The sequence below is a fragment of the Rhodococcus sp. 2G genome (assembly GCF_001886355.1).
Taxonomy (GTDB): Bacteria; Actinomycetota; Actinomycetes; order Mycobacteriales; family Mycobacteriaceae; genus Rhodococcus; species Rhodococcus pyridinivorans.
The window spans coordinates 1,651,082-1,671,716 of record NZ_CP018063.1 but is presented as its reverse complement, the minus strand read 5'-3'; the positions used below and the strand labels follow the sequence as shown (position 1 = coordinate 1,671,716).

At 66.9% G+C, this 20,635-nt stretch carries 17 protein-coding genes; 7 read left to right on the top strand and 10 right to left on the bottom strand.

The genetic code is table 11. The features are described 5' to 3' along the window. The first annotated feature begins 48 nt into the window (after positions 1-48). Positions 49-1,197 (top strand): beta-mannosidase, encoded by a 1,149-nt coding sequence (locus BO226_RS07805; protein ID WP_071936383.1) that lies wholly within the window; start codon positions 49-51, stop codon positions 1,195-1,197. Positions 1,198-1,206: 9 nt separating this feature from the next. Here BO226_RS07805 and BO226_RS07800 read toward each other — a convergent pair whose 3' ends face one another. Continuing rightward, entirely contained in the window at positions 1,207-1,602 is a 396-nt protein-coding gene (locus tag BO226_RS07800; protein WP_024100872.1) for a tautomerase family protein, read from the bottom strand. Between the two features lie 52 nt (positions 1,603-1,654). After that, positions 1,655-2,923: a hypothetical protein gene (locus BO226_RS07795; protein ID WP_071934937.1), complete on the bottom strand. Its 1,269-nt coding sequence runs from the start codon at positions 2,921-2,923 to the stop codon at positions 1,655-1,657. Between the two features lie 146 nt (positions 2,924-3,069). Between BO226_RS07795 and BO226_RS07790 the strand changes: the two genes are divergently transcribed. Further along, on the top strand, positions 3,070-3,702 hold the full coding sequence (locus BO226_RS07790) for a pyridoxamine 5'-phosphate oxidase family protein (RefSeq protein WP_050993475.1): 633 nt from the start codon (positions 3,070-3,072) through the stop codon (positions 3,700-3,702). Positions 3,703-3,834: 132 nt separating this feature from the next. Next, positions 3,835-4,134 (top strand): type II toxin-antitoxin system Phd/YefM family antitoxin, encoded by a 300-nt coding sequence (locus tag BO226_RS07785; RefSeq protein WP_019289349.1) that lies wholly within the window; start codon positions 3,835-3,837, stop codon positions 4,132-4,134. A gap of 206 nt (positions 4,135-4,340) precedes the next feature. Here the strand turns inward: BO226_RS07785 and BO226_RS07780 are convergent, their stop codons facing one another. Next, complete coding sequence (locus BO226_RS07780) at positions 4,341-5,849, bottom strand: protein adenylyltransferase SelO (RefSeq protein ID WP_071934936.1); 1,509 nt, start codon at positions 5,847-5,849, stop codon at positions 4,341-4,343. A 110-nt stretch (positions 5,850-5,959) separates the two neighbouring features. On the opposite strand from BO226_RS07780, the gene BO226_RS07775 reads away from it, so the two are divergent. Next, complete coding sequence (locus tag BO226_RS07775) at positions 5,960-7,495, top strand: UDP-N-acetylmuramoyl-L-alanyl-D-glutamate--2,6-diaminopimelate ligase (RefSeq protein ID WP_083543593.1); 1,536 nt, start codon at positions 5,960-5,962, stop codon at positions 7,493-7,495. 239 nt (positions 7,496-7,734) lie between these two features. Here the strand turns inward: BO226_RS07775 and BO226_RS07770 are convergent, their stop codons facing one another. Continuing rightward, positions 7,735-9,840, bottom strand: coding sequence for a DEAD/DEAH box helicase (locus BO226_RS07770; RefSeq protein ID WP_071934935.1), 2,106 nt, complete (start codon positions 9,838-9,840; stop codon positions 7,735-7,737). 116 nt (positions 9,841-9,956) lie between these two features. Here BO226_RS07770 and BO226_RS07765 point away from each other — a divergent pair, with 116 nt between their 5' ends. Further along, positions 9,957-10,208: a toxin HicA gene (locus BO226_RS07765; protein WP_037216603.1), complete on the top strand. Its 252-nt coding sequence runs from the start codon at positions 9,957-9,959 to the stop codon at positions 10,206-10,208. Next, positions 10,205-10,540, top strand: coding sequence for a type II toxin-antitoxin system HicB family antitoxin (locus BO226_RS07760; RefSeq protein WP_003934890.1), 336 nt, complete (start codon positions 10,205-10,207; stop codon positions 10,538-10,540). The genes BO226_RS07765 and BO226_RS07760 overlap by 4 nt, the downstream gene beginning before the upstream one ends. 105 nt (positions 10,541-10,645) lie before the next feature. Here BO226_RS07760 and BO226_RS07755 read toward each other — a convergent pair whose 3' ends face one another. The 6 genes from BO226_RS07755 to BO226_RS07730 form a co-directional block, all read right to left on the bottom strand. Continuing rightward, complete coding sequence (locus BO226_RS07755; RefSeq protein WP_156895133.1) at positions 10,646-11,233, bottom strand: uracil-DNA glycosylase family protein; 588 nt, start codon at positions 11,231-11,233, stop codon at positions 10,646-10,648. A gap of 32 nt (positions 11,234-11,265) precedes the next feature. Next, entirely contained in the window at positions 11,266-12,546 is a 1,281-nt protein-coding gene (gene brxD / locus BO226_RS07750; protein ID WP_198040615.1) for a BREX system ATP-binding protein BrxD, read from the bottom strand. Continuing rightward, positions 12,543-15,197, bottom strand: a complete 2,655-nt coding sequence (gene pglZ, locus BO226_RS07745; RefSeq protein WP_071934934.1) for a BREX-2 system phosphatase PglZ — start codon at positions 15,195-15,197, stop codon at positions 12,543-12,545. Before pglZ ends, brxD begins: the two co-directional genes overlap by 4 nt. Then, entirely contained in the window at positions 15,194-18,895 is a 3,702-nt protein-coding gene (locus tag BO226_RS07740) for a DUF6079 family protein (RefSeq protein ID WP_071934933.1), read from the bottom strand. Before BO226_RS07740 ends, pglZ begins: the two co-directional genes overlap by 4 nt. A 123-nt stretch (positions 18,896-19,018) precedes the next feature. Next, the gene (locus tag BO226_RS07735; RefSeq protein WP_232238074.1) at positions 19,019-19,324 is read right to left on the bottom strand and encodes a hypothetical protein; all 306 of its coding nucleotides are present in this window, start codon (positions 19,322-19,324) and stop codon (positions 19,019-19,021) included. Positions 19,325-19,377: 53 nt separating this feature from the next. After that, complete coding sequence (locus BO226_RS07730) at positions 19,378-19,854, bottom strand: hypothetical protein (RefSeq protein ID WP_071934931.1); 477 nt, start codon at positions 19,852-19,854, stop codon at positions 19,378-19,380. Positions 19,855-20,038: 184 nt separating this feature from the next. Between BO226_RS07730 and BO226_RS07725 the strand changes: the two genes are divergently transcribed. Further along, on the top strand, positions 20,039-20,596 hold the full coding sequence (locus tag BO226_RS07725) for a hypothetical protein (RefSeq protein WP_071934930.1): 558 nt from the start codon (positions 20,039-20,041) through the stop codon (positions 20,594-20,596). Positions 20,597-20,635 lie beyond the last annotated feature (39 nt).

Genomic DNA, 20,635 nt, shown 5'->3' with positions numbered 1-20,635 from the left:
CTCCTCGATCGGGGCTCTCACCTGCGCCGCGGACCTACGATCCGGAAGATGACGAGGCTTCGGGTATCCAGACTCATCGTCGGCGCCGCGACCGTGGTCGGGCTGCTGCTGGACACGAGCCCCGCGGCAGCGGCACCGGCGCCCGGCGCACGGGTGACCGCGTCGCCGGACGGTTTCGCGCTCGACGGTCGGGCCTGGTGGCCCACCGGGTTCAACGCCTACCAGCTCGCCACCGACTGGTCGGTGAACTGGGGATGCGGAGCGATGGTGGACCTCGACGCCTATTTCGGTACGTTGCCCCCGAATTCGCTCACCCGCTTCAATCTCTTCCAGGCGCTCGCCGTCAACCGGTTCACCGGGCAACTCGACTTCGGACCGATGGACGCGGTCTTCGCCGCGGCCGAAGCGCACGATCAGATGCTGCTGCCGGTCCTGGCACCACAGGACGGCGCATGCGAGGACGAGGTTTTCAAGGGACGGCAATGGTACGTCGACGGGTGGACCGAATTCACCCCGGGACACGAACAGGTGGTGATGAGCTACCGGGACTGGATGCACACCGCCGTCGCCCGCTACCGGAACTCACCATCCCTCGCAGCATGGGAACTGGTCGGCGAACCGGAGACGAGTTCATGCACCGACCCCGCGTGCCACTGGTGGACCCGGTCGTGCGAGCCCGGCGCCGCGCAGGTGCTGCGCGACTTCTTCGACACGGCCGGAGCCGAACTGCGCGCCGTCGACCCACACACCCTGATCACGGCCGGCTACACCGGGGGCGGTCAGTGCGGCACCCAAGGTGACGAGTACCAGTTCGTCAGCGCCTCCCCCTATGTCGATGCCGTGCAGTACCACGACTACGGCGCCGACGGCCTGCCGTTGCCCGGCGATCAGTGGAACGGTCTCGCCCGGCGGGTCGCGCAAGCCGCAGCCGTCGGAAAGCCGTTGCTCGTGGCGGAGATCGGTGAGCTCGCCGGGTCCTGCGGGTCGCTCGGTGACCGCGCCGACCACATCACCACAAAGATCGAGGGCCAACGCGCCGCCGGCACCGCAGGTGCACTGCTGTGGGCGTTCGTGCCCGACCCGCGGGAAGCCGACTGTACCTACGACATCGGATTCGACGACCCGTTGTGGGATGTGGTCGAGGACCTCGGATCCCTCGAACCCTCCACCCTCCCGAACGCGCAGTTCTCTCCGTAAGAGCAGTCCTCACACATCGACGGTGAATCCGAGATCCACATCGCACGCGGCCTGCCCGGCGCGGATCCCCCAGCTCTCGGTCGGGATGTCGCGCACGATCACGGTCACGTGGTCGGCAGGAATCGCGAATGCGCCGAGCCGCTCGGTGATCTCGCGGTAGAGGCGCCGCTTGGCGTCCACGCTGCGCCCGGCGAAGCAGTCGACGATCACGAGGGTGTAGAGCTCGGGCGATGTCAGGGTCGGCGGCACCGCGAAGCGTTCGGGTTCGTGAACCACGAGCCGGATGTGCTTGTCGGCCTCCGGAATCCGGAAGGCAGCGACGAGCGCGTCGTGGACGGCGTCGATCATGCCGGTCTCGACCTCGCGGTCGTGGCGGGTGCGAACCTCGATGAGCGTGCTGGGCATCCGACACTTCTACCCGTCGGAGAACCCCTGTGCAACCTCGTGGGGCAGGGCGTCACCCATCCGCTGCGCCGGTCCCCAATCGGTCGCCGTCGCGGATCGGGAGCGCACGTAGTTCGGCAATGCGTTCATCAGCCGTGCCTGCCGTGCCTCGACCGCTCTGATCGAGTGTTCCGCGGCGGGCCAGTGCTGGGCGAGCAGTTCGTAGGCCACACGGCCGAAGAACATGCCGTCGATGCCGGCGAGGACGTCGGCCATGTGATCGTCGAGGTCGTCGTCCGCGACATCGGTGTGCGGGCACGAATGTCGTCCGACGATCGGCGGCCCCAGCAGGCATGCCGGCGATTCTCCGGTGTCGCCGCAGGTTGCCCACGCACACCCGGCCCACGAGCGCGGGATGCATCAGATGTCCGGGCGGATCCATCAGCCTGCTGACCCGAGGGAAACGGTCGACGACCACGGGATCGTTCTCGGCCGCGGCCAGGACCCGCGCCACGTACGCGTTCCCGAGTCGCGTCTGCACGCTGCGGGGTCCTTCGACTTCGGGCAGCGCGAGGTCGGAGCCGATCGCGAACTGCCACGCAGCACCGATCGGTTTCTTCGCGGCCCGGAAGAACCTGCGGGACAGGTCGTCCTCGCCGAGGGGTTCGGCGGTCCGGAGCGCGGCCACCACGTGGTCGGGTGCGTACGCCTCCACGGCGAAGATCATGCCGCCCAGGCTCGGTGGCGGTTCGCGACCGGCCCTCGCAGCGACCGTGAACAGCCACATGTCGTTCTTGTAGCCGAACAGCGCCATGCCCGCCGGACGTCCCGGCACAACACCGATCAACACCATCTTCTCCATCGGTATGCCCGGCGCGAGTCGTAGCAGCCGGCTGCGGTACACGACGTGGACGACGACCTGCTCTTCGACCGGTCGTCCGTAGCCGAGTTTCTCGAGACCCGCCGGGGTGCGGGCGCCCCGTCCCATCGCGTCGACCACCAGATCCGCCGTCATGATTCGAACACCGTCGCGGCTGCCCATCTGCACCCCGGTGACCCGGCGGCGGTCGGGTGTCGCCGTCAGGTCGCCGACGTTGTGTCCGTCGAGGAGGGTGATGTTCGGGATGGCGCGGACGCGTCGCCGGACATGGTGTTCGAGCAGCGGCCGACTCGGCACGTAGGTGGCTCGACGGTCGCGGAAGCGACGGTTCTCTGCACCGGACGGGAGGACGTCGCGTTCGACGACCGTCACCGCGTCGTAGGACTCTGCCGGCGCACGGGCCGCGAGCAGACCACCGACGCTCGCGCCCAGAACGATTGCATGGTCCCCGATCTTGTCCATCTCGTCATCTCCGTCGTCCGGTCGACTGTCGCACTCCGTGCCTGTACACGAAGTCTGTGGTGGCGATCGCCGAGGGTCGCGAGTAGCGCACTACTCGATTCGGAATCCGGTTGACCGGCCGCGGCGGCACTGCTTCGATCGGTGCCATGAGCGACCGCACGCGCCTGACCCGCAAACCCGAACGCGGCACCGACGATCCGGCGGTGCTGCACCGGCTTCTCGACGAGGCCCGCATCGCGCACGTGGGTTTCGTCCGCGAAGGATCGCCTGTGGTGCTGCCGATGGCGGTGGGCCGCGACGGGGACCGGTTACTGCTGCACGGCTCGACCGGCGCCGGCATGTTTCTCGCCGCGCGGTCCGGGATCGAGGTGTCGGTCGCGGTGACGCATCTCGACGGGCTCGTCTTCGCCCGGTCGGCCTTCGACCACAGCATGAACTACCGCAGTGCGGTGTTGTTCGGTGTAGCCACACCGGTCGCGCCGGGCGAGAAGGAACACGCATTGAAGGTGGTGACGGAGCATCTGATTCCCGGTCGGTGGGACGAGGTCCGGTCGCCGACACCGAAGGAACTGGCCGCCACCACGGTCCTGGAAGTGCCGCTCACCGAGGTGAGCGTAAAGGTCCGGGCGGCCGGACCGGGAGAGGACGCCGGGGACGGTGAAGACCACTCCGTGTGGGCGGGAGTGGTGCCGTTGCGGACCGTCGCCGACGATCCGATCCCGTCACCGATCACCGGGTCCTCGACCGCGTTGCCACGCTCCGTGCGCGCATTTCTGTGACATCGAACGGGCTGTCCGTTGTGACATCGAAGGGGCTTTCCGTCGTGTCCGCCCCCGAATCCGACATCGGTGATGAAAGGATGCCCGCGTCGAAGGAACAGATCGGAGTCGCCGCGAGTGCCATCAACGTCCGTGTCCGTGAAAGCCGCACGCAAGCGGCTCGGTGAGCTGGTCCGGGAGGTCAACGACGAGACCGTCGCCGTCGAGATCGTCGGCAAACGCGGCACGGGCGTCCTGATCTCCAAGGACCGCTATGCGGCGCTGCAGGAGGCAACCTTCCTGCTCCGCTCCCCCGAACTAATGGACAGCCTGCGCCGGGAGATGCAACGTTCGCTCGAGGCCGCCGCGTCGACGGGCCGGCGGCAGCCGCCGGCTGCTCGCCGGCGCGCGAAGAACAAGAAGAAGCGCAAGAAACGGCGTCGCGCCCGTTGACCGTCTCCATCCCGTACATCTGCACACCGCCGCCGAGCACTGCGGCCGGGCGGTGCAGATGCCGGAAGTCTCGCCGCGAGGCGGTGAAAGCGGTCGTCCAGCTCGCCGATCCCGACTGGTCCAGAATCGACCGAGACCGGTATTGTTCGCGAAATCCGTTGGGAACTCGCGAACAACACCGGTCTCGATTCGTCAGTATCGGGCGGTCAGGTGCCGCAGAAGGTCCGGAAGGACTCGGCGAACGAACGCGGTGCGGGCGAGACATATTCGTTCCACTCGGCACGCGCCTCGAAGGGATGTGTGACGACCTCGAGCAGCTTCGCGAACGGTTCGAGGTCGCCGCCGGTCGCTGCCTTCAGTGCGGCGTCGACCTGATGATTGCGCGGGATGTACAGCGGGTTGACGCGGTCCATCGCCTCCGCCCTCTCCCCTGCTGCCCGGTCGTCCCGCTCGGCCGCGGCGTGCCAGCGTTCGAGCCACGGCGCCGAGCGCTCACGCGGCACGAGTCCGTCGAGGGGTGCCGGATTGTCGCGCAGTTCGTCGGCGAGGGCACGGAAGGTCACCGTCCAGTCGGCGCGGTGCTCTTCCAGCAGCGTCAGCAGATCGTCGACCAGTTCCTGATCGAGAGAGTCCTCCGGGAGACCGAGTTTGGCGGCCAGACCGGACCGGTAGTGACGCTCGTAGCGGGTGTCGAAACTGTCCAGAACAGCGGTGACCGCGGCGATCGCCGCATCCGGAGTCGAATCGACGAGTCTGAGCAGGGTTTCGGCGAAACGCGCCAGATTCCACTTCAGGACGGCGGGCTGGTTGCCGAACGCATAGCGCCCGCTGTGGTCGATGGAACTGAACACCGCCGCCGGATCGAAGGCGTCGACGAAGGCGCACGGACCATAGTCGATGGTCTGCCCCGAGATGGTGGTGTTGTCGGTGTTCATCACCCCGTGGACGAAACCGACGAGCATCCACTGCGCCACCAGCGACGCCTGCGCCTCGACCACGGCGGTGAACAAGCCGAGGTAGCGGTTGTTCTCACCGGTCTCCGGCAGGTCGAGCAGATCCGGATAGTGCCGGGCGATCGCGTGGTCCGCCAGTGCGCGCACGACCTCGCCCTGCCGCGCCGCGAACTCGAAGGTCCCCACCCGCAGGTGGCTGGCCGCGACACGGGCCAGTACCGCGCCGGGTTCGGCGCCTTCTCGGTAGACCGGCCGACCGGTCGCCACCACCGACAACGAACGGGTGGTCGGGATGCCGAGCGCGTGCATGGCCTCGCTCACCAGATACTCGCGCAGCATCGGCCCGACGACCGCGAAGCCGTCCCCACCCCGGGAGAAGGGAGTGGGACCCGAACCCTTGAGATGCAGATCGACGCGGCCACCGTCCGCGTCGACGAGTTCACCGAGCAACAACGCCCGACCGTCGCCGAGCAGCGGAGCGTATCCGCCGAATTGATGTCCGGCATAGGCCATCGCGACCGGCTTGGCACCCGCCGGCACCTCCGCGCCGGCCAGGACGGCGACGCCGTCGGCGCTGCGCAACGCCGCCACGTCCAGTCCCAGCGACACCGCGAGGTCCTCGTTGAGCGCGAGCAGTTCCGGGTCGGGGGCCTCGGCGCCCTGCCACGCCACCGACAATCCGCTCAATTCGTCGGCGAAGGAACTGCCGAGACCGGATATCGTGGTGTTCGTGCCGACGGGGAAATCCGGAATCGCAGTCATCCTTCGAGGGTAACCGTGTGAGACCGACGCATGTCGCGGGCGAGGAGCACGCCGGTGGAGCCTGGTCACCGGCGGCGCATCATTCCGCCCCGGACCGGGTATCCGCCCCCGTGCATACCGACCCGGACGATCCTCGCCGTCCCATCCGGCGGATCCAGGTCCGCGACGTCGCCGAGCACCTCCGCGGTGTCCTGCGATCCGGACCAGCGGACCGGCACGACCATGTGATCACCGGCATCAGCGACGATTCCCGGACGGTGCGCCCCGGCGATCTGTACGTAGCGCTACCCGGACACCACGCCCACGGCCTGGACTTCGAAGCCGAAGCCGCCACCCATCGCGCGGTCGCGGTGCTCAGCGACCGGCCGTCGCGCCTGCTGCCCGCCTTCGTGGTCGATCGACCGCGCGGCGTGGTCGGCCCGTTGGCGTCGTGGATCCTCGGGCATCCCTCCCACGACCTGCAGGTCCACGGCATCACCGGCACCAACGGCAAGACGAGCGCGACCTATCTCCTCGACACCGCACTCGCGGCCACCGGCGTGGTGACCGGCATGATCGGCGGGGTCGTCGTGCGCGGTCCGGCCGGCACACGACCCGCGACCCGTACCACTCCCGAGGCCTCGGTCGTGCACCGCACGCTTGCCGAGTTCCGTGACCAGGGCGTGCAGGCGGTGACGCTCGAGGTGTCCTCGCACGGCATCAGTCAGGGCCGCGTCGACGGTGTGCGGTTCCGTACCGTCGCCTTCACCAATCTCGGGCCCGACCACCTCGACTTCCACCACACGATGGAGCAGTACTTCGCCGCCAAGGCGGCACTGTTCACCGCCGACCGCACGCAGACGGCCGTGGTGAACATCGACGACGAGTACGGGCGACGTCTGGCGGCCTCCGTCGACGTGCCGCTGTGGACGCACTCGACCTGCGATGCCCGCGCCGACGTGTACGCGGACTCGATCCGGTGCGATCTCCACGGCACCTGCTTCACCGTGCACACGCCGGCCGGGAGTGCGCCGGTGCGACTGTCGCTGCTCGGACCACACCAGGTGGCCAATGCGCTGACGGCGCTCACCTCGGTGGCCGCCGTCGACGGCGACGTCCTGCAGGCCGCAGCGGGTCTGGAGACCCTCGCGGGTGTGCCCGGCCGGCTCGAACGCGTCGACGCCGGTGAGGGTGTTCTCGCGCTCGTGGACTACATGCACAACACGTCCGGGCAACGCGAACTGTTGCCCTTCCTCCGGTCGCTCGCCCCCGAGCGGCGACTGGTCCTCGTGATCAGCGCGACCGGAGAACGCGATCCCGGCAAGCGATTTCCGCTCGGGCACACCGCCGCGACCTACGCCGACGTGGTGGTCGTGACCGACGACAGTCCCCTCTCGGAGGACCCGCGTGTGCTCAGGGATGCGGTCGCCGAAGGTGCCTTCGCAGCGCGCAGCGCCCGCGTCGTCGTCGAGGCCGACCGACGTCGCGCGTTCGATATCGCCGTCGCCCACACCGGCCCCGGAGACGTCGTCGTCGTGGCCGGACGCGGATGCGAGCCACGCCTGGTCTCCGGGGACACGGTGCAGGTGTTCGACGACCGGGACGAACTGCGGCGCGCATTGCACCGCGCGCAACGCAGGCCCGTTTCGCACGTTCCCAGCCCCTGAGCGTCGCGGGTCGCGAGGGCTGCAGCTCGTCACGTCCGGTTCGAGTGGTTCGTCGGTCGTCGCGCGTGCACCTTTCGTCGTGAGGCATCGGCATGTTGCGACACGATGTGCACAGCACCGAGGCAGGAGGGGCGGGCGGCTCGCACGGGCAGTAGCCGTTGGCAGGCCCGGCAGGTACCCGCCTCCCGACCTTACGCTTCGCCCCGTGTGTCGAGTAGTTCGTGGCACGGACAGAGCGACTATTCGCCGCGGTCGGTCCGACGAATTCGCCGGCGCAGCGCGACAACATCGCGAGCGTGCGACTCGTCCCCGAGCCGCACCGCGAGGGTCTTCTCTGCCAGCCCCGGTGGTAGCGCTGCGGAGAATTTCAGTCCGGCCACAGCGTTCGGTGCGACATGCGGGACGGTCCACGCGGGATCTGCCAGAGCCGCGTGCACCTCGGCCGGAGTGATACCCGGGAGCAACCGCAACGATTTCTCGTCGACCCGCTGGCGCGGATCCACCAGTTCGGGAAGCGAAGCCTGCACCGTGCGGTTGGCGGCCGTGCCTGCCCAGGTCCACCATCGGCCGGACTCTTCCCACGGCATCGTCAGCACAGACGCTTCCGCGTCGACGACGTCTGCGTAACCCTGACGGAGCTCCGCAAGCACGTTGTCTGCGCGGCGGGTGAGGGTCACGCCTGTGGGCGTGACGCCGAGGAGCACTGCGCGCATCCCCTGTGTGACGTCGTAGCTCACTCCGCCCCCGGTGCCGGACCACTTCGCCCTGCCGCCCCCGTCGACGGGTTCGACGAAGCACCGTCGTCGTTGCCAATCGATGTGGGTCACCAGCCATGAGCGACCACCGAGCAACAACACACGAGGACCGTCGACCTCTTCGACGAGCAGGTCGGTCCCCACGGTGCCGACCTCGTTGCGTCCGGCCAGCACGGTGAACTCCGGTGGGGCGCTGAAGACTGCGGTCAGGTCGGAGAAGTATCGGCGTCCGAACCGGCGTTCGGCCTCGGGACCGATGTGCAGAAAGCTGCCGTCCCGCTCGAAGTAGCCTTGGGCTTGGAGGAACGCCATGATCTCGTCGGCGTGCTCGTCGAAGATGGGCAGCGATCCCCACCAGTCCCTCCAGCTCTTCTCCCCCAGCCGGTGGTCCTGCAGACACAGCGCCAGCATCTGCTGAGCGGCGATGTGCCGAGGGGACGGTGGGGCGACGATCGGTTCGACCCATCCCCGCGACCAGCATTCGAGCATTCCCAGGGTGAGCAGCACCTGCTCGTCGTCGATGCCTAGGAACAGACAGTTGCGGACAGTACCCGGGCGGCGTCCTGTGCGGCCGAGCCGCTGCAGGAACGACGCGACGGTACGAGGTGAACCGATCTGGATGACGCGGTCGAGGTCGCCGACGTCGATACCCAGTTCGAGGGTGGAGGTCGCGACGATCACCGTGTCCCGCGCATCGGCGAAGGCCGCTTCGGACCGACGCCGTTCGGCCGCCGAGAGCGACGAGTGCGACAGGAAGGTCGTAATTCCCCGCTCCCGCAGGGCCGCACCGAGTTCTTCGGCGCGGCGCCTCGAGTCGACGAACACCAAACGCTTTTCCCCCTGGTGCAGCGCGGCGATGACCGTGGCGGCGTTGTCGATCGACCCCACGTGGTCGACGGTGATCTCGGGAGTCGTAGCCGCGGCAGGCACCGCGGGATCGACGACTCGGCGAGGCCGGCCGGGCGTCCCGCCCTGCAACCACTCCAGCAACTCGTCGGGGTTACCGACCGTGGCCGACAGGCCGATGCGCTGCAGAGGTCGGCCTGCGATACGTGCAAGTCGTTCGAGTACGGCGAGGAGGTGCCAGCCCCGGTCGTCGCCGGCGAAAGCATGCACTTCGTCGACGACGACGGCGCGTAGGCCTGCGAACAGTACGCGCGGGTCGACCTTGGTGGACACCAGCATCGCTTCGAGGGATTCCGGTGTGGTGAGCAGGATGTCGGGGCGCTCGCGCAGGATCCGCTGCCGCGCGGACTGGCCGACGTCGCCGTGCCACACGGCGGCGGTGCGGCCGAGCCACTGGGCGTAAGTGTGCATGCGTGGTTGGAGGTTGTTGAGCAGTGCCCGCAGCGGGCACACGTAGAGCACCGACGTGCCCTGCCAATCGTGCTCGGCCATCGCCGAGAGCAGAGGGAAAGCCGCCGCCTCGGTCTTGCCTCCCGCGGTCGGGGCGAGGACGAGAGCGTCCTCGCCCCCGAGGATCGGTTCGACGGCGACGGCTTGAGTGGGGCGAAGGCCGTCCCAACGCAGCGTGTTGACGAGGTGATACTGCACGCCGGGATGGAGGAGGGTGAATGCGCTGTCAGTCATGAATCGAATCGCTCGATCACATGCGGGTTCGGGGACACTCGTCGATCATTCGCGTCAGGACTGTCAACAGCAACTTCACTCCCACGGGGTGCTAGCGCATACGCTAGCATTGAGACGTGTCGAAAGCAGAGAAGCTTCGATCGAGGATCGCCCAAAATCCCCGGAACGTCCGCTACGAGGATCTGCATCGGTTGTGTGTGGAAGTCTTCGGGCCACCTCGCCACGATGGGGGTAGTCACGCCGTGTTTCGAACACCGTGGCCGGGCGATCCACGCGTGAACATCCAGCGCGGCAAGAACGGGGAGGCCAAGCCGTACCAGGTCAAACAGGTGTTGGCAGCGATCGAGAAGATGGAAGAGGAGTCATGAGCCGACCGGACGCACGTCACTACAGCTACCGAGTTCAGTGGTCGCCGGACGACGACGAGTACGTGGCCACCGTGCTGGAGTTCCCGGGATTGTCGTGGCTCGAAAGCGATCAGAGCGAAGCATTGGCCGGCCTTGTCCGTCTCGTCGAGAGTGTGATCGGCGATATGATCACCAACGGCGAAACCGTGCCGCAACCCTTCGCCGAACGTTCCTACAGCGGTACGATCTACGTTCGCACCTCCCCCGAGCTGCATCGACGTCTCGCAATCGAAGCTGCAGAACGTCACGTCTCTCTCAACCAGCTAGCCGTCCAGCGATTGGCGAACGCATAGCCCGTCGCACCCAGACGCCCACTCATTCATCGGCCGATCCGCGCCCGCAAGTAGATCCGCGACGGCGATCGCCGCGCACCTGCCGCCACACCGTGACCGGACGTTTCAACCGAATGCTTCGGCCAGAGCAGCGCGGAGTTCGCCTCGAGCGCCAGGCCGGTTGATTCCCGGAGGGGACGGCGAGGGACCGAAGACCACATGCGCATCCGGCACTACATCGTCGAATGAATGCTTCTTCCACCCGTCCCGAACTTTGCTGCCCAGCACCAGAACGGTTCGCGGGCAATGGATCAGTTCGGTGAAGGACCGGAAGTACTTCTTCCCTTTCGCCAGCTCGGTGTCGTCGGGATCGAACTTGCGGATCTCGAACGGGCAGATATTCCACGCAACACACCGGCGCCTCTCGATCCCGAGTTCGCGGAACATCTCGAACAGTGTCGCAGCCACTTTGTCGTCGTTGTCGAGCGAGATCAACCGACCCGCTCCTCGTCTCGGATCTGCGTCGGCCTGGGGTGCCTTGAGCAACAGAACGACGTCCGCGTCTACACCGCCGTAGGTCGGATCGAGGTACGGAAGGCGGTCGAGGCATTCTTCCCGTTTGCTGATGCGCCAGATCAGCCGGTTCAGTTCCAGAACCGATGGTGCCTTCTTCGCCTGTTCGAGCCGCGCCAGGCGGAGTGTGTCGTCACTCAACGCGCGCGGGCTGCTCGGAATCTCGAGGCAGCTCACAGGTCCAGCTCCACATCGTCCGCCGACGCGACCTCCCGTTCGGCCTCCGACAACTCGGATGCCCCGATCTTGATCTCGTAATCCGCATACGGGTCGAAATCGGGATGCAGTTCGATGACGTCGAGAACGTCGACGAGTTTGCGCAGGAACAGCCTGGGTGCAATCCCGACACGACCACCGAGACTCCCCGCGACTGCACCAGCAAACCGGCGAAGGAACTCGTCGTCCGCGGTCGACCGCACCCGTTCCCCCGCGTCGATGCCGGAGCAGAACAGCTCCCGCACCCGACCACCGAGCTCGACGAGCCGGTCGAGGTCGAAGCCTGTCAGTCGCAACTGTGGGGCGCGCGGGTTGTCGAAGCGCGGATCCCGGGAGAAGTCGGTGTGCAGCCGATCCGCCAGGGGCGGGAGCAGCTGGATGCCTTGCCGACCTTCGAAGAACGCCGGTGTGCCGGTGATCAGCAGGTACAGACCCGGAAAGTGTCCATCGTGGATCTCGTCGATCAACTGACGCAGCGCATTGAGCGCTTTCGCGCGGGCGTCCGAGCGCACCCGCTGCAGGGTTTCCACCTCGTCGAGCACCAGGAGCAGGCCGGCGTTGCCGGCGTCGGCCAACACTGCGAGCAGGCCGCGGAGGAAGCCGAGCGCGAGGAAATGGTCGAGGTCGCCTTTGATGCCGGCGCGGCGCTTGACCGATGCTGCGACATGCGGTTGGCCGCCGAGCCAGGCGACCAGCCCGTCGGCGCCGTCGTGGTCGCCTTCGGCCACCATCCGGCGGTAGGCCCGAATTGCCATGGGAAACACCGGTGCTCGCGCGGCGACGTCCGCGAGGCGACGTTCGAGGAGATCGTCGACGCTCACGCCCTGCTGGGTGGCGTCGTCTTCGATGGTGAACAGCCACGCATCAAGGATCGGACGCAGCGCGGAGGGCGGAATCGAGGCGGTATGCAGAGATTCGATGCTGCGCCGGTACACGGTTTCGAGCTTGTGCAGTGGCGTGTCGATCTCGTTGATCTGCACTTCGGCGACGGCGAAACCGCGTTTGGTGGCGCGATCGGCGAGCCAGCGGGCGAAGAAGGTCTTGCCGGAGCCGTAGTCCCCGCGCACGGCCTTGAACATCGCTCCCCCGCCGGCGACCACCTCGAGTTCGGCGTCGAGTTCGGATTCGAACCGGCCGAGTCCGACGGCGAGCTGGTCGAGACCGTTCGCGGGGACGGTGCCGCGTCGCAGCGCGTCGAGGATTTCTCGTCGCCTCCGTGGCGACACCGCCGCGTTCACGATTCGATCCCGAACTGTTCGCGCAGCGCCGCTTCGTCGAGTCCGACGACACCGCTGTCGAGCAGCAACACCTCGTAGCCTTCGACGTCCAGAACCCGCTTGATCTGTAGCAACGCGCCACCGACTCGGATCGGGGCCAGTCCGAGGAGGGCCGCTGCATGGGCGGTGGTCAGTTCCCGCGCCGGTGCCGCAAGCAGTGCAGCGAGCAGTGCGCGAATCTGGTCGGGACGCACCACGATCCGGCCTGCCAGCCGGATCTGATCGGCAAAGACCGTGGTGGCGAGCACCTGTTCGGCCACATCCCCACCGGCGTCGGCCACGAAACGTTCTTCGCTGTCGAAGAGGGTGGGTGCCGCCGGCTTCGCTGCCGGCGCTGGGCGCACTCGGGGGGCGTCGACCTGGACGGGGCTGTGCCACCAGGGTGGCTCGACCGGACCGAGTGCGGTGAGTGTGTCGGGACGCACTCCGGTGTGCAGAGCGAGCACGGGCACCACTACCTCCGCGGGACTGGCCCCGCCGTGGTAACCGGCGTTGACGGGTCCGTAGCGGATGGTGTCGTCGACGGCGAGCACCACCGATCGACTGTCGGTGAGCACCCGCGGTCCTCGTACCACGATTTCACCCTCGTCCACCCGGTCTAGGTCACCGTGTGCGCGCTGCCCGTACACGGTGACACGGTCGCGTTTGGCGGAGGTGCGGCGCTCGATGATGTGCCCGTGGTCGGAGGTGATGATCACCGCGCGACCTGCTCGCTGCGCGGCCTGCAGCAGCGGGCGCAGGTGGGTGATGGTGTCGATGCCCCAGTCGGTTCCGCCCGGGTCGGTGTGGTGGAGGGTGTCGTCGACGAAGTTCAGCACCGTAGCCACCAGCGGGCGGCCGGTGGTGTCGACGATGGCATTGGCGACGTCGGTGGCCAGATCCGCTCCGGCGGGCACGGTGTCGAGTGCCTTCTTGTGGAAGATCGGGTCGATGCGCCCCGGTGCCGCTTCCAGCTTCGCGTCCCGCAGGAGTTTGAGGAATCCGGTGCGTTCGGCAGTGTCGTTTCCTTCCCGCAGGTCGCCGGCCAACAGTGAACAGCGGCTCCGTTGCGTGAGGGTGGGCAGGACGGCAAGTGCGCCCGTTCGCCGGGAGGAGCCGAGGACACCCGCCTCCATCCAGCCGGATTCTGCGGCGGCCGCGGCAAGTTCCGTTGCGGCCGCGACCGATAACGCATCGACCACGATCAGTAGCGTGGGCGTCGACTTGGCCAGGGGCAGCACCACGGTGGGCAGTAACTGTTCGACGAGTACGCCGGTGGGGTGCGGCGTGTCGGCGAGGGCCGCTGCAAACCGACGATCGTGATCGCGGCGGTGCGAGGTGACCAAGGCGATGACCTGGGTAATCGCCTCGGCGAGACGCCGATGATCCGAACCGCGATGCGAGGTCACGAGGGCGGCATCGACCCAGCCGTCGACGTCGACGTATCGGCGGGTCAACGTGTCGAGCCCACTGTCGGTTGGGGTATCCACGACGAGCCACCGCAGCAACCGCACGGCGGCTTCGGCCGCTCGGCAGGAAGTGGACGTGCGGGCGGACAGGTGTTGCAGCACCCGCTCCCATGCGCGTTCGACACCGTCGATGCCCTCATGTTTCGGTCCGCGAGCGGCGTCGCCGGGCAGGGCGTTCTCGATGGCCTTTGCCAGCTCGTCGAGGCGCGCGACGAGGCCCTGGGGAAGCAGTTCGGACCGCTCGGCGAGATGTTCGATGTTCAGCTCGCGCACGTGTGCGGCGGCGGATTCGAGAACCGCGTGGCGTTCCCGTTCGACGAGGCTGCCGACAACCAGGCCCGAGGTGTCGTCGTACCACGCGGCGAGATCGTCGGCGCTGAGACTGTCGAGGCCGAAGCGCCCGAGAAATACTCCGAGCTTGAGATGAGTGGGGTCGGAGAACAACCCCGCAATGAGACCGAGTGGCACAAGTTCGGCGATCCGCTGGGCTTTCAGTAGCGCCGCCACGGGTTTGCCGAGTCTTCCCGCTCGCTCGGCAAGCCACTCCACGACGGCATTCATCACCTCGGGGCCCCCGTCTGCGCGGAGGCGAGCGAGGTTGTCGGTCACGTCGGGGCGACGGCTCCATTCGAGGATCGCCAAAGTGTCGATCTCGGTGGCGGGATCATCGGTGATCGCGAGCGTGCCGCGCGCGAGGGTCGACATCACGTGCGTGCGCGTCAGCACACCGCCCGGCGCGGGTGTGACTGCGGCGGTGGGGACCGCTGCAAGCAATCCGAGGGCCAATGCCCGGTCGTTGGGTACGCGGTAGAGGGCGGGTTCGATGGTGGTGGCCGCGAACGTCGAGCGCAGCGCGTCCCACGGGTCGGGGCTGAGGAGCCGGCCGTCGATGAGGTGGGACAGCACCCCGTCGCCGAGATCCTTGTCGTCGACGGGGGTGAGGATGACGAGCCACTGGTCGTCGGCGCGGGATTCCAGGGCCTCCCACACGGCGAGGGTGGATGGGCACGGCACGACCGTCACCGGGGTTCCGTCGTGCTGGAAGGTACCGCCGTCCCATGCAGGCGCGGCACGGAGACCGAGAACACCGCTCTTGTAGCGCTTTTCGACGGCTTTCGCGAGCTTGGCAGTGATGATCGGACGGGTGGCGGTAAGAGTGTTCATTCCACCCACCACTTCACATACAGGCGTTTTCCGTGCTCCGTGAAAGCGGCCTGCAACTGGGACGTAAGGGAGTTGAGGTCGTCGATGCCTTCGAGAGTCACTTCGTCAGGGTTGGTGCGAGAAGGCGTGATGCGATGCTTGGGAGGCTTCGGGGGAAGCGGCGGCTTGGGGGGTTGAGGCGTATTGTCCACCACCCACTCGACCACGCGGGTTTCCGTGCTGTTGAGCTGGTCGGCCAGGGAAACTCCCTGAGTGGTGATCAGCTCCTTCAGCTTCTTCACGATCACCCGCGCGGATTCGCCTCGCTCACCGTCGGCTTCGGCACCGGCGAGCAATGCTCCGACGAGTTTCCATTGGAAGCCTCGCAACGCTGCTGCGTCGTGCGCCGCTTCCGTCCGCATCCGACCGGCGGATTCCGCCGAGCCCGGCACAGGTTCGGTGGCGAGCAGGTCGATGAGCGCGACGTTACCGGGGGTGCCGGCCAGGGTGTCGAGGTAGTCGACGAGCGCCCGGGCGACGCTGATCCGGTCGGTGTCGGTGACATCCAGTTTCAGGACTCGGTGGGCGTCGGCCAGCCGGTCGGCGAGCTGACGCAGGTCCGAGGTCTTCTCCCCCGCCCTGGCGCGTACCTGCTGTGCGAAGTCGGCGACGTTCGCGCCCGTGAGGAAGGTACGCGGCATCGTGTAACCGAGTAGGTAGCTGACCGTGGTGCGGGCGGCGTCCCACGCCGCCTGTTCGGGCAGTTCCTCGGCGCGCAGTTCGATGCTCTCGCGCATCCGTCCGAGCGGCGGTGCCGGGACGGGCGCGCCCGCCTCGAACCAGGCACGTTTCCGGAGCAGCGCCCACGCAGCCACGATCAGGTCGCGCGCTTCGGGCCGCAGTCCCCACGCGGGACTTATCGAGTCGATGCGGTGCTGCAGCACGCCGACGGTGACGCGGTCGGTCTCTGCGGCCGCTCGGTCGAGTTCACCGGCCCAGTACGCGAAGGTGTCTTCACCGAACAGGAAGTGGTCTTCGGTGGCTTTGCCCACCTTCAGCGGCGCTGCGATGCGCTGCGCGACCTTGCGTTCGGCGCCGGCTGTGGGTACCCGTCCCTGGCGGTCCGCGACCGCCTCTTCCACGAAACCGCGGACGATCTCGTAGTGGCGGGGGGTGACCTCGTCGTCCGGGCTCGGGTACTGCGGATGGTTCGGGTACAGCGCCGTGAATGCCTGGTCGATGACCTTGTCGAAGGCGTCCCGCAGGTTCACTGCGGTGGGTAGTTTCGGGCTGAAGTCCTTGCTGAGGGAGGTGAGGATCTCGGTGTGACCGGGGTCGTCGACGAAATACTTCGGGTCGGCCGCTTCGATGCCGTAGGCCTGCTCGAGAAGCCGCTCGAAGGCATTGAGGGTTCCCCGGTAGAGGTTCTCGAGGATGCCTCGGGCCTGCGCCCGGTCGGCGGGTGAGAGGTGGTCGGTGTTCTCCTGCCAGCGATCCCCGGTGCCGCCGAACAGCCAGTCGAGCTTGACGAGCAAGGCGAGGTCTTGCCGGGCCTCGTCGGAGAAGAACTTCGGCAACCACACGATGGTGTGCCTGTCGCCGCCGGACAGGAGTCGGTCGATGCGGGCGATGTCGTCGGCCGCGGAGAATTCTCCCTCGTCGAAGGGGTAGTCGACGACGAGCCGCCAGGTGCCCGGTCGATTGTCGAAGTTCTGTTCGGGCACCGAGGAGGCGTCGCGGACGTTACCGAACACCACATCGACCTCACGACGGGAACCGCGCCAGATGACGGTGCGCGTCGCGCCGCCGGCGAGATCGTCCTGCCTGGTATCGACGCCGAGCGCCTTGTGCACGAGAGTGCGGATGAGCACCTTGCGCTTGCCGGAGTTGTCTTCGCCGCGGATGCGTTCGAGGACGGAGTTGTAGTCGACGTTGGACAGTTGCACCCGAATGATCGGGTTGGCGCCCTCGGAGACGGTGATCTCGGGGATGTCCTTGGCCCATTCGCGGACCACGCCCAGGACGACGCGGGCTTCGCCACCCTTCATGCGGCTCTTGATGGATCCGTGGTTGAGTGCCGCGAGGCGGGAGGCGGTGATGTCGCGCAGCGCCGGGACCTTCGGGGCGATGGCGGACAGCAAGAGGGTCTTGGCGATCCGGTCGTGAGCGCGGAATCCGGCGGGCACCGAGTCGGGATCGGTGTCGAGTTGCTCCTGGGTCACCTGGTGGCGGGTGAGCAGCAGGGGGAGCATCTTGTCGCGGTAGAGGGATTCGGCTGCTTTGAACAAGGTGGATGCCACACCGTCGATCGGTTCTTCACCGTCGACGATGGGTCCGAAGGCGTCGCCGACGGGGATGAGGTCGGCGGTGGTGAGGGTGTCGCGGCGTTCGACGAGCATGCGCTGCATCACCTTCAGCGCGGTGCGGTCGCGCTGCATCACGGAGGCCAGTTCGCGCAGCGTGGAAACCAGCGCCGGCGAGAACGGGTAGGTGAGCCGGAATTCCTGCTCGGAGGATCCGCGATGTTCCTCGGTGGTGTTCATCGAGTCACGCAGCACGTCCCACACTTCTGGGCTGCGTGTGACGGCGCGGAATGCCTCGTCGAGAGCCTGCTCGGCTTCGTCGTTCTTCGGTTGCAGCAGACGGATGTTCGCGACTTCGGCGAGATTGTCGTTGCCGAGTTCGATGGTGCGGAACCGGCCCTGCTGGTATTGCAGTACACGATCGGATGCGTCCTGCTCGGCACCGGAGGCGCCGGCATCGGCGAGCCACTTGCGCAGGTCCATCTGCCGCGAGATGAAGGAGACCAGAGGAATCGGCCGCGGGTTGCCGGAGCCTTCGACGAGCTTGGTGATCTTCTGCGATTCGCGGCTGAAGATCTCGTTGTTGCGCACGTAGAAGATCAGCCAGAGGATCAGTTCGTCGAGGAAGAGCACCACAGCGTCGTAGCCGAGTTCCTCGGCGTGCTCGGAAATGACGCTCAGGCCGCGGTCGAGGTCGACGTAGTCGGCCTGCTCGAGGAACGACGAGAAATAGTTGCGCACCAGCGCGGAGACGAGTTCCTTGCGCGACTCGCTCTCGGCACTTGCGGCGAGTCCGGCTCGGTAACGCTTGAGTGTCCAACTGTCGGAGACCAGTCCACCCCAGGCATCGTCGTCGCCTGTACTGTCGCCGCCGAGTCCGGCGAGGAACGGGCCGTCGCCCATCTTCTCGCGCAGGTGCTCGGCATCGGCGAGAAGTGTGTCGGACACATGCAGGGCCGGCAGCGGCGCTTCGGGATGGAGACGTCGGATCTGGTCGATGTAGCCGCGGAAGATCGCCTCTTCCATCGACTTGGTGCCGAGGAAGTGGTAGGTGAGGCTGAGGATCTTCTTGCCGGCGATGTCGGCGTCGTAGCGGTCGGTGAGGGCACGGAAGCGTTCGGTGCGCAGCGCGGGGTGGTTGCCGAGCAGGGCGTAGAGCACGGCCATGAAGTGCGATTTACCGGAGCCGAACGAACCGGCGAGGTAGGCGCCGCGCGAGGTGTTCTTCCGGATCGCGTCGGAGATGAGGGAGATGGCCGACGCGAAGTTGTCTTTGAGCGAGTCGGTGAGCACGTAGGCGTCAACGGTGGCGCGAATGTGTGCGTCGCCGTCGGTGCTGTCGGTCAAGCGCAGCACGTAGTCGTCGGCGCCGATACGTTCGGGAATGTCGATGACGTCCCGCAGCAGGATGCTCACGCTTTCTTTGCACTCCTTCATGGTCGTTCTCGGTACGGCGGCCATATCGAGGTCGCTGCGGGGTTCATCCTGCCAAAGAACAGCGGCGTTACTGATCCCGCCCGGCTCGGGCGTGCCGTGCGCTCAATCGGTCTCCTTCGGATGCCCCGGCTCGCATCGTTCGAGCAGCACTCGGCCGGCGATCTTGTCGCCCTTGGGGGCCGGATCGAGGAAGAACCAGATGCGCCCACCATCGGTGACTTTGTACTGGTAGCGGGCGAAGTTCCGTCCGCCGTACGTTCCGTAGGCGTACTCACCCTTCAGCTGGTAGAGCCGCGGGGTCTGCACCGTCGGCTCCCGTGTGAGAGTGTCCCACGCATCGACGGTGGCGTTGCGGGCCGTCGCCAACAGGTCGGTCCAGCCTTTCTGAGCGTCACGTGTGGCAAACACCAGTTGCCACTCGACGCGCTTGATCGGACGAGCAACCGCTTCCCCTCTTTTGCTCACGCGGAGCGATCCGGGCGTGCGACCATCTCGGCGGCATCCAGGTATTCCAGATCCGAACCATTTGCGGTGAGGTTGGGATCTGCGTACGCCTCGGCGGTCGCCTTCCATGCTTCGAGCAGGATCGCCAGCCGGTCGAAGCGGGCCACCGCGATGCACGCTCGTGCTGTGTCCTGGAACTCGGCGACGAACTCCCCTTGCAGGACCTTCGGCAGTAGACCGACCCACGGCAACACAACAGAGAGACGCGCGGCAATGCGCTCGAGTGCCGCCTCGTCGAGGGACGCGGCGAAGAGTTGCCCGACCACTCCGAGGGTGTCCAGTTCTGTCCGGCTCGCGGATTCCTCAGTCAACCGCAACGCAGGCGCATTGCGTCGCGTGAGCACCACTTCCCCTGCGTTGTCCAGAACGCCCAGGACTTCTTTCGGTGCTCTCAAGAATTCGGAGAACGTAGCGGTAGCTGTCGACTTGCTCATACAGCCATTACATCAGAACTAGTTCAGATATTCCATGGTTATCTCGGACCACCCCTCGCGGTGCAGTTGTACAACTGCCGCACATCGTCGCGAGCAGACATCCGAGCCCCATGTCTGCCGTGATCTTTACCCTTATGCAGAAGCACCCAATCCACAGGCACAAATGCATCGATCGGAGCCCACGGTGACCGAGCCCGTCCATTACACTCCTGCCCGGCAGGTCGTCAGCCAGATGTGGAAGAACGGGGGCAAGGCTCTCACCGCCGCAGTATCTGCAACTGCCGCGGCCTGCACGATCACAGGGTTCACCATGGAGGGCCGCAGGTGGTCCACCGTCGCGATCATCGGACTCGGGGTCATTCTCGGAGCAGCTCTCCTGGCTTGGTACCGCACAGCGATTCAGTCGAGCGTCACTGCCAACCAATTGTCGGAACTCGACGAGGACTACAGCCGATTCAAGAAGAACGTCCGTGAGATGTACGGCTATTGGGAGAAGGGACCGAACCACCGCGGTACCGATCCGGGGTACTGGAATCCGTATGTCGGCGGACAGGGCGGGCCGGGTGGAAACGGAGGTTCCGTCGCCGGAAGCGGCACTGCCAACGGGGGGAGGGGCGGCGACGGCGGTTGGCCCGGAGGGGGCGGAGGAGGAGGCGGCGCAGGCGGTCTCGTCATCGGTGACGGATCAGCGAATGGCGGCGACGGAGGTAGCGGCGCACACGGAACCGTTCCGTTCGGATAGCGACGAGCTCTGATGCCCAGCGATCCGCTCCGTAGCACT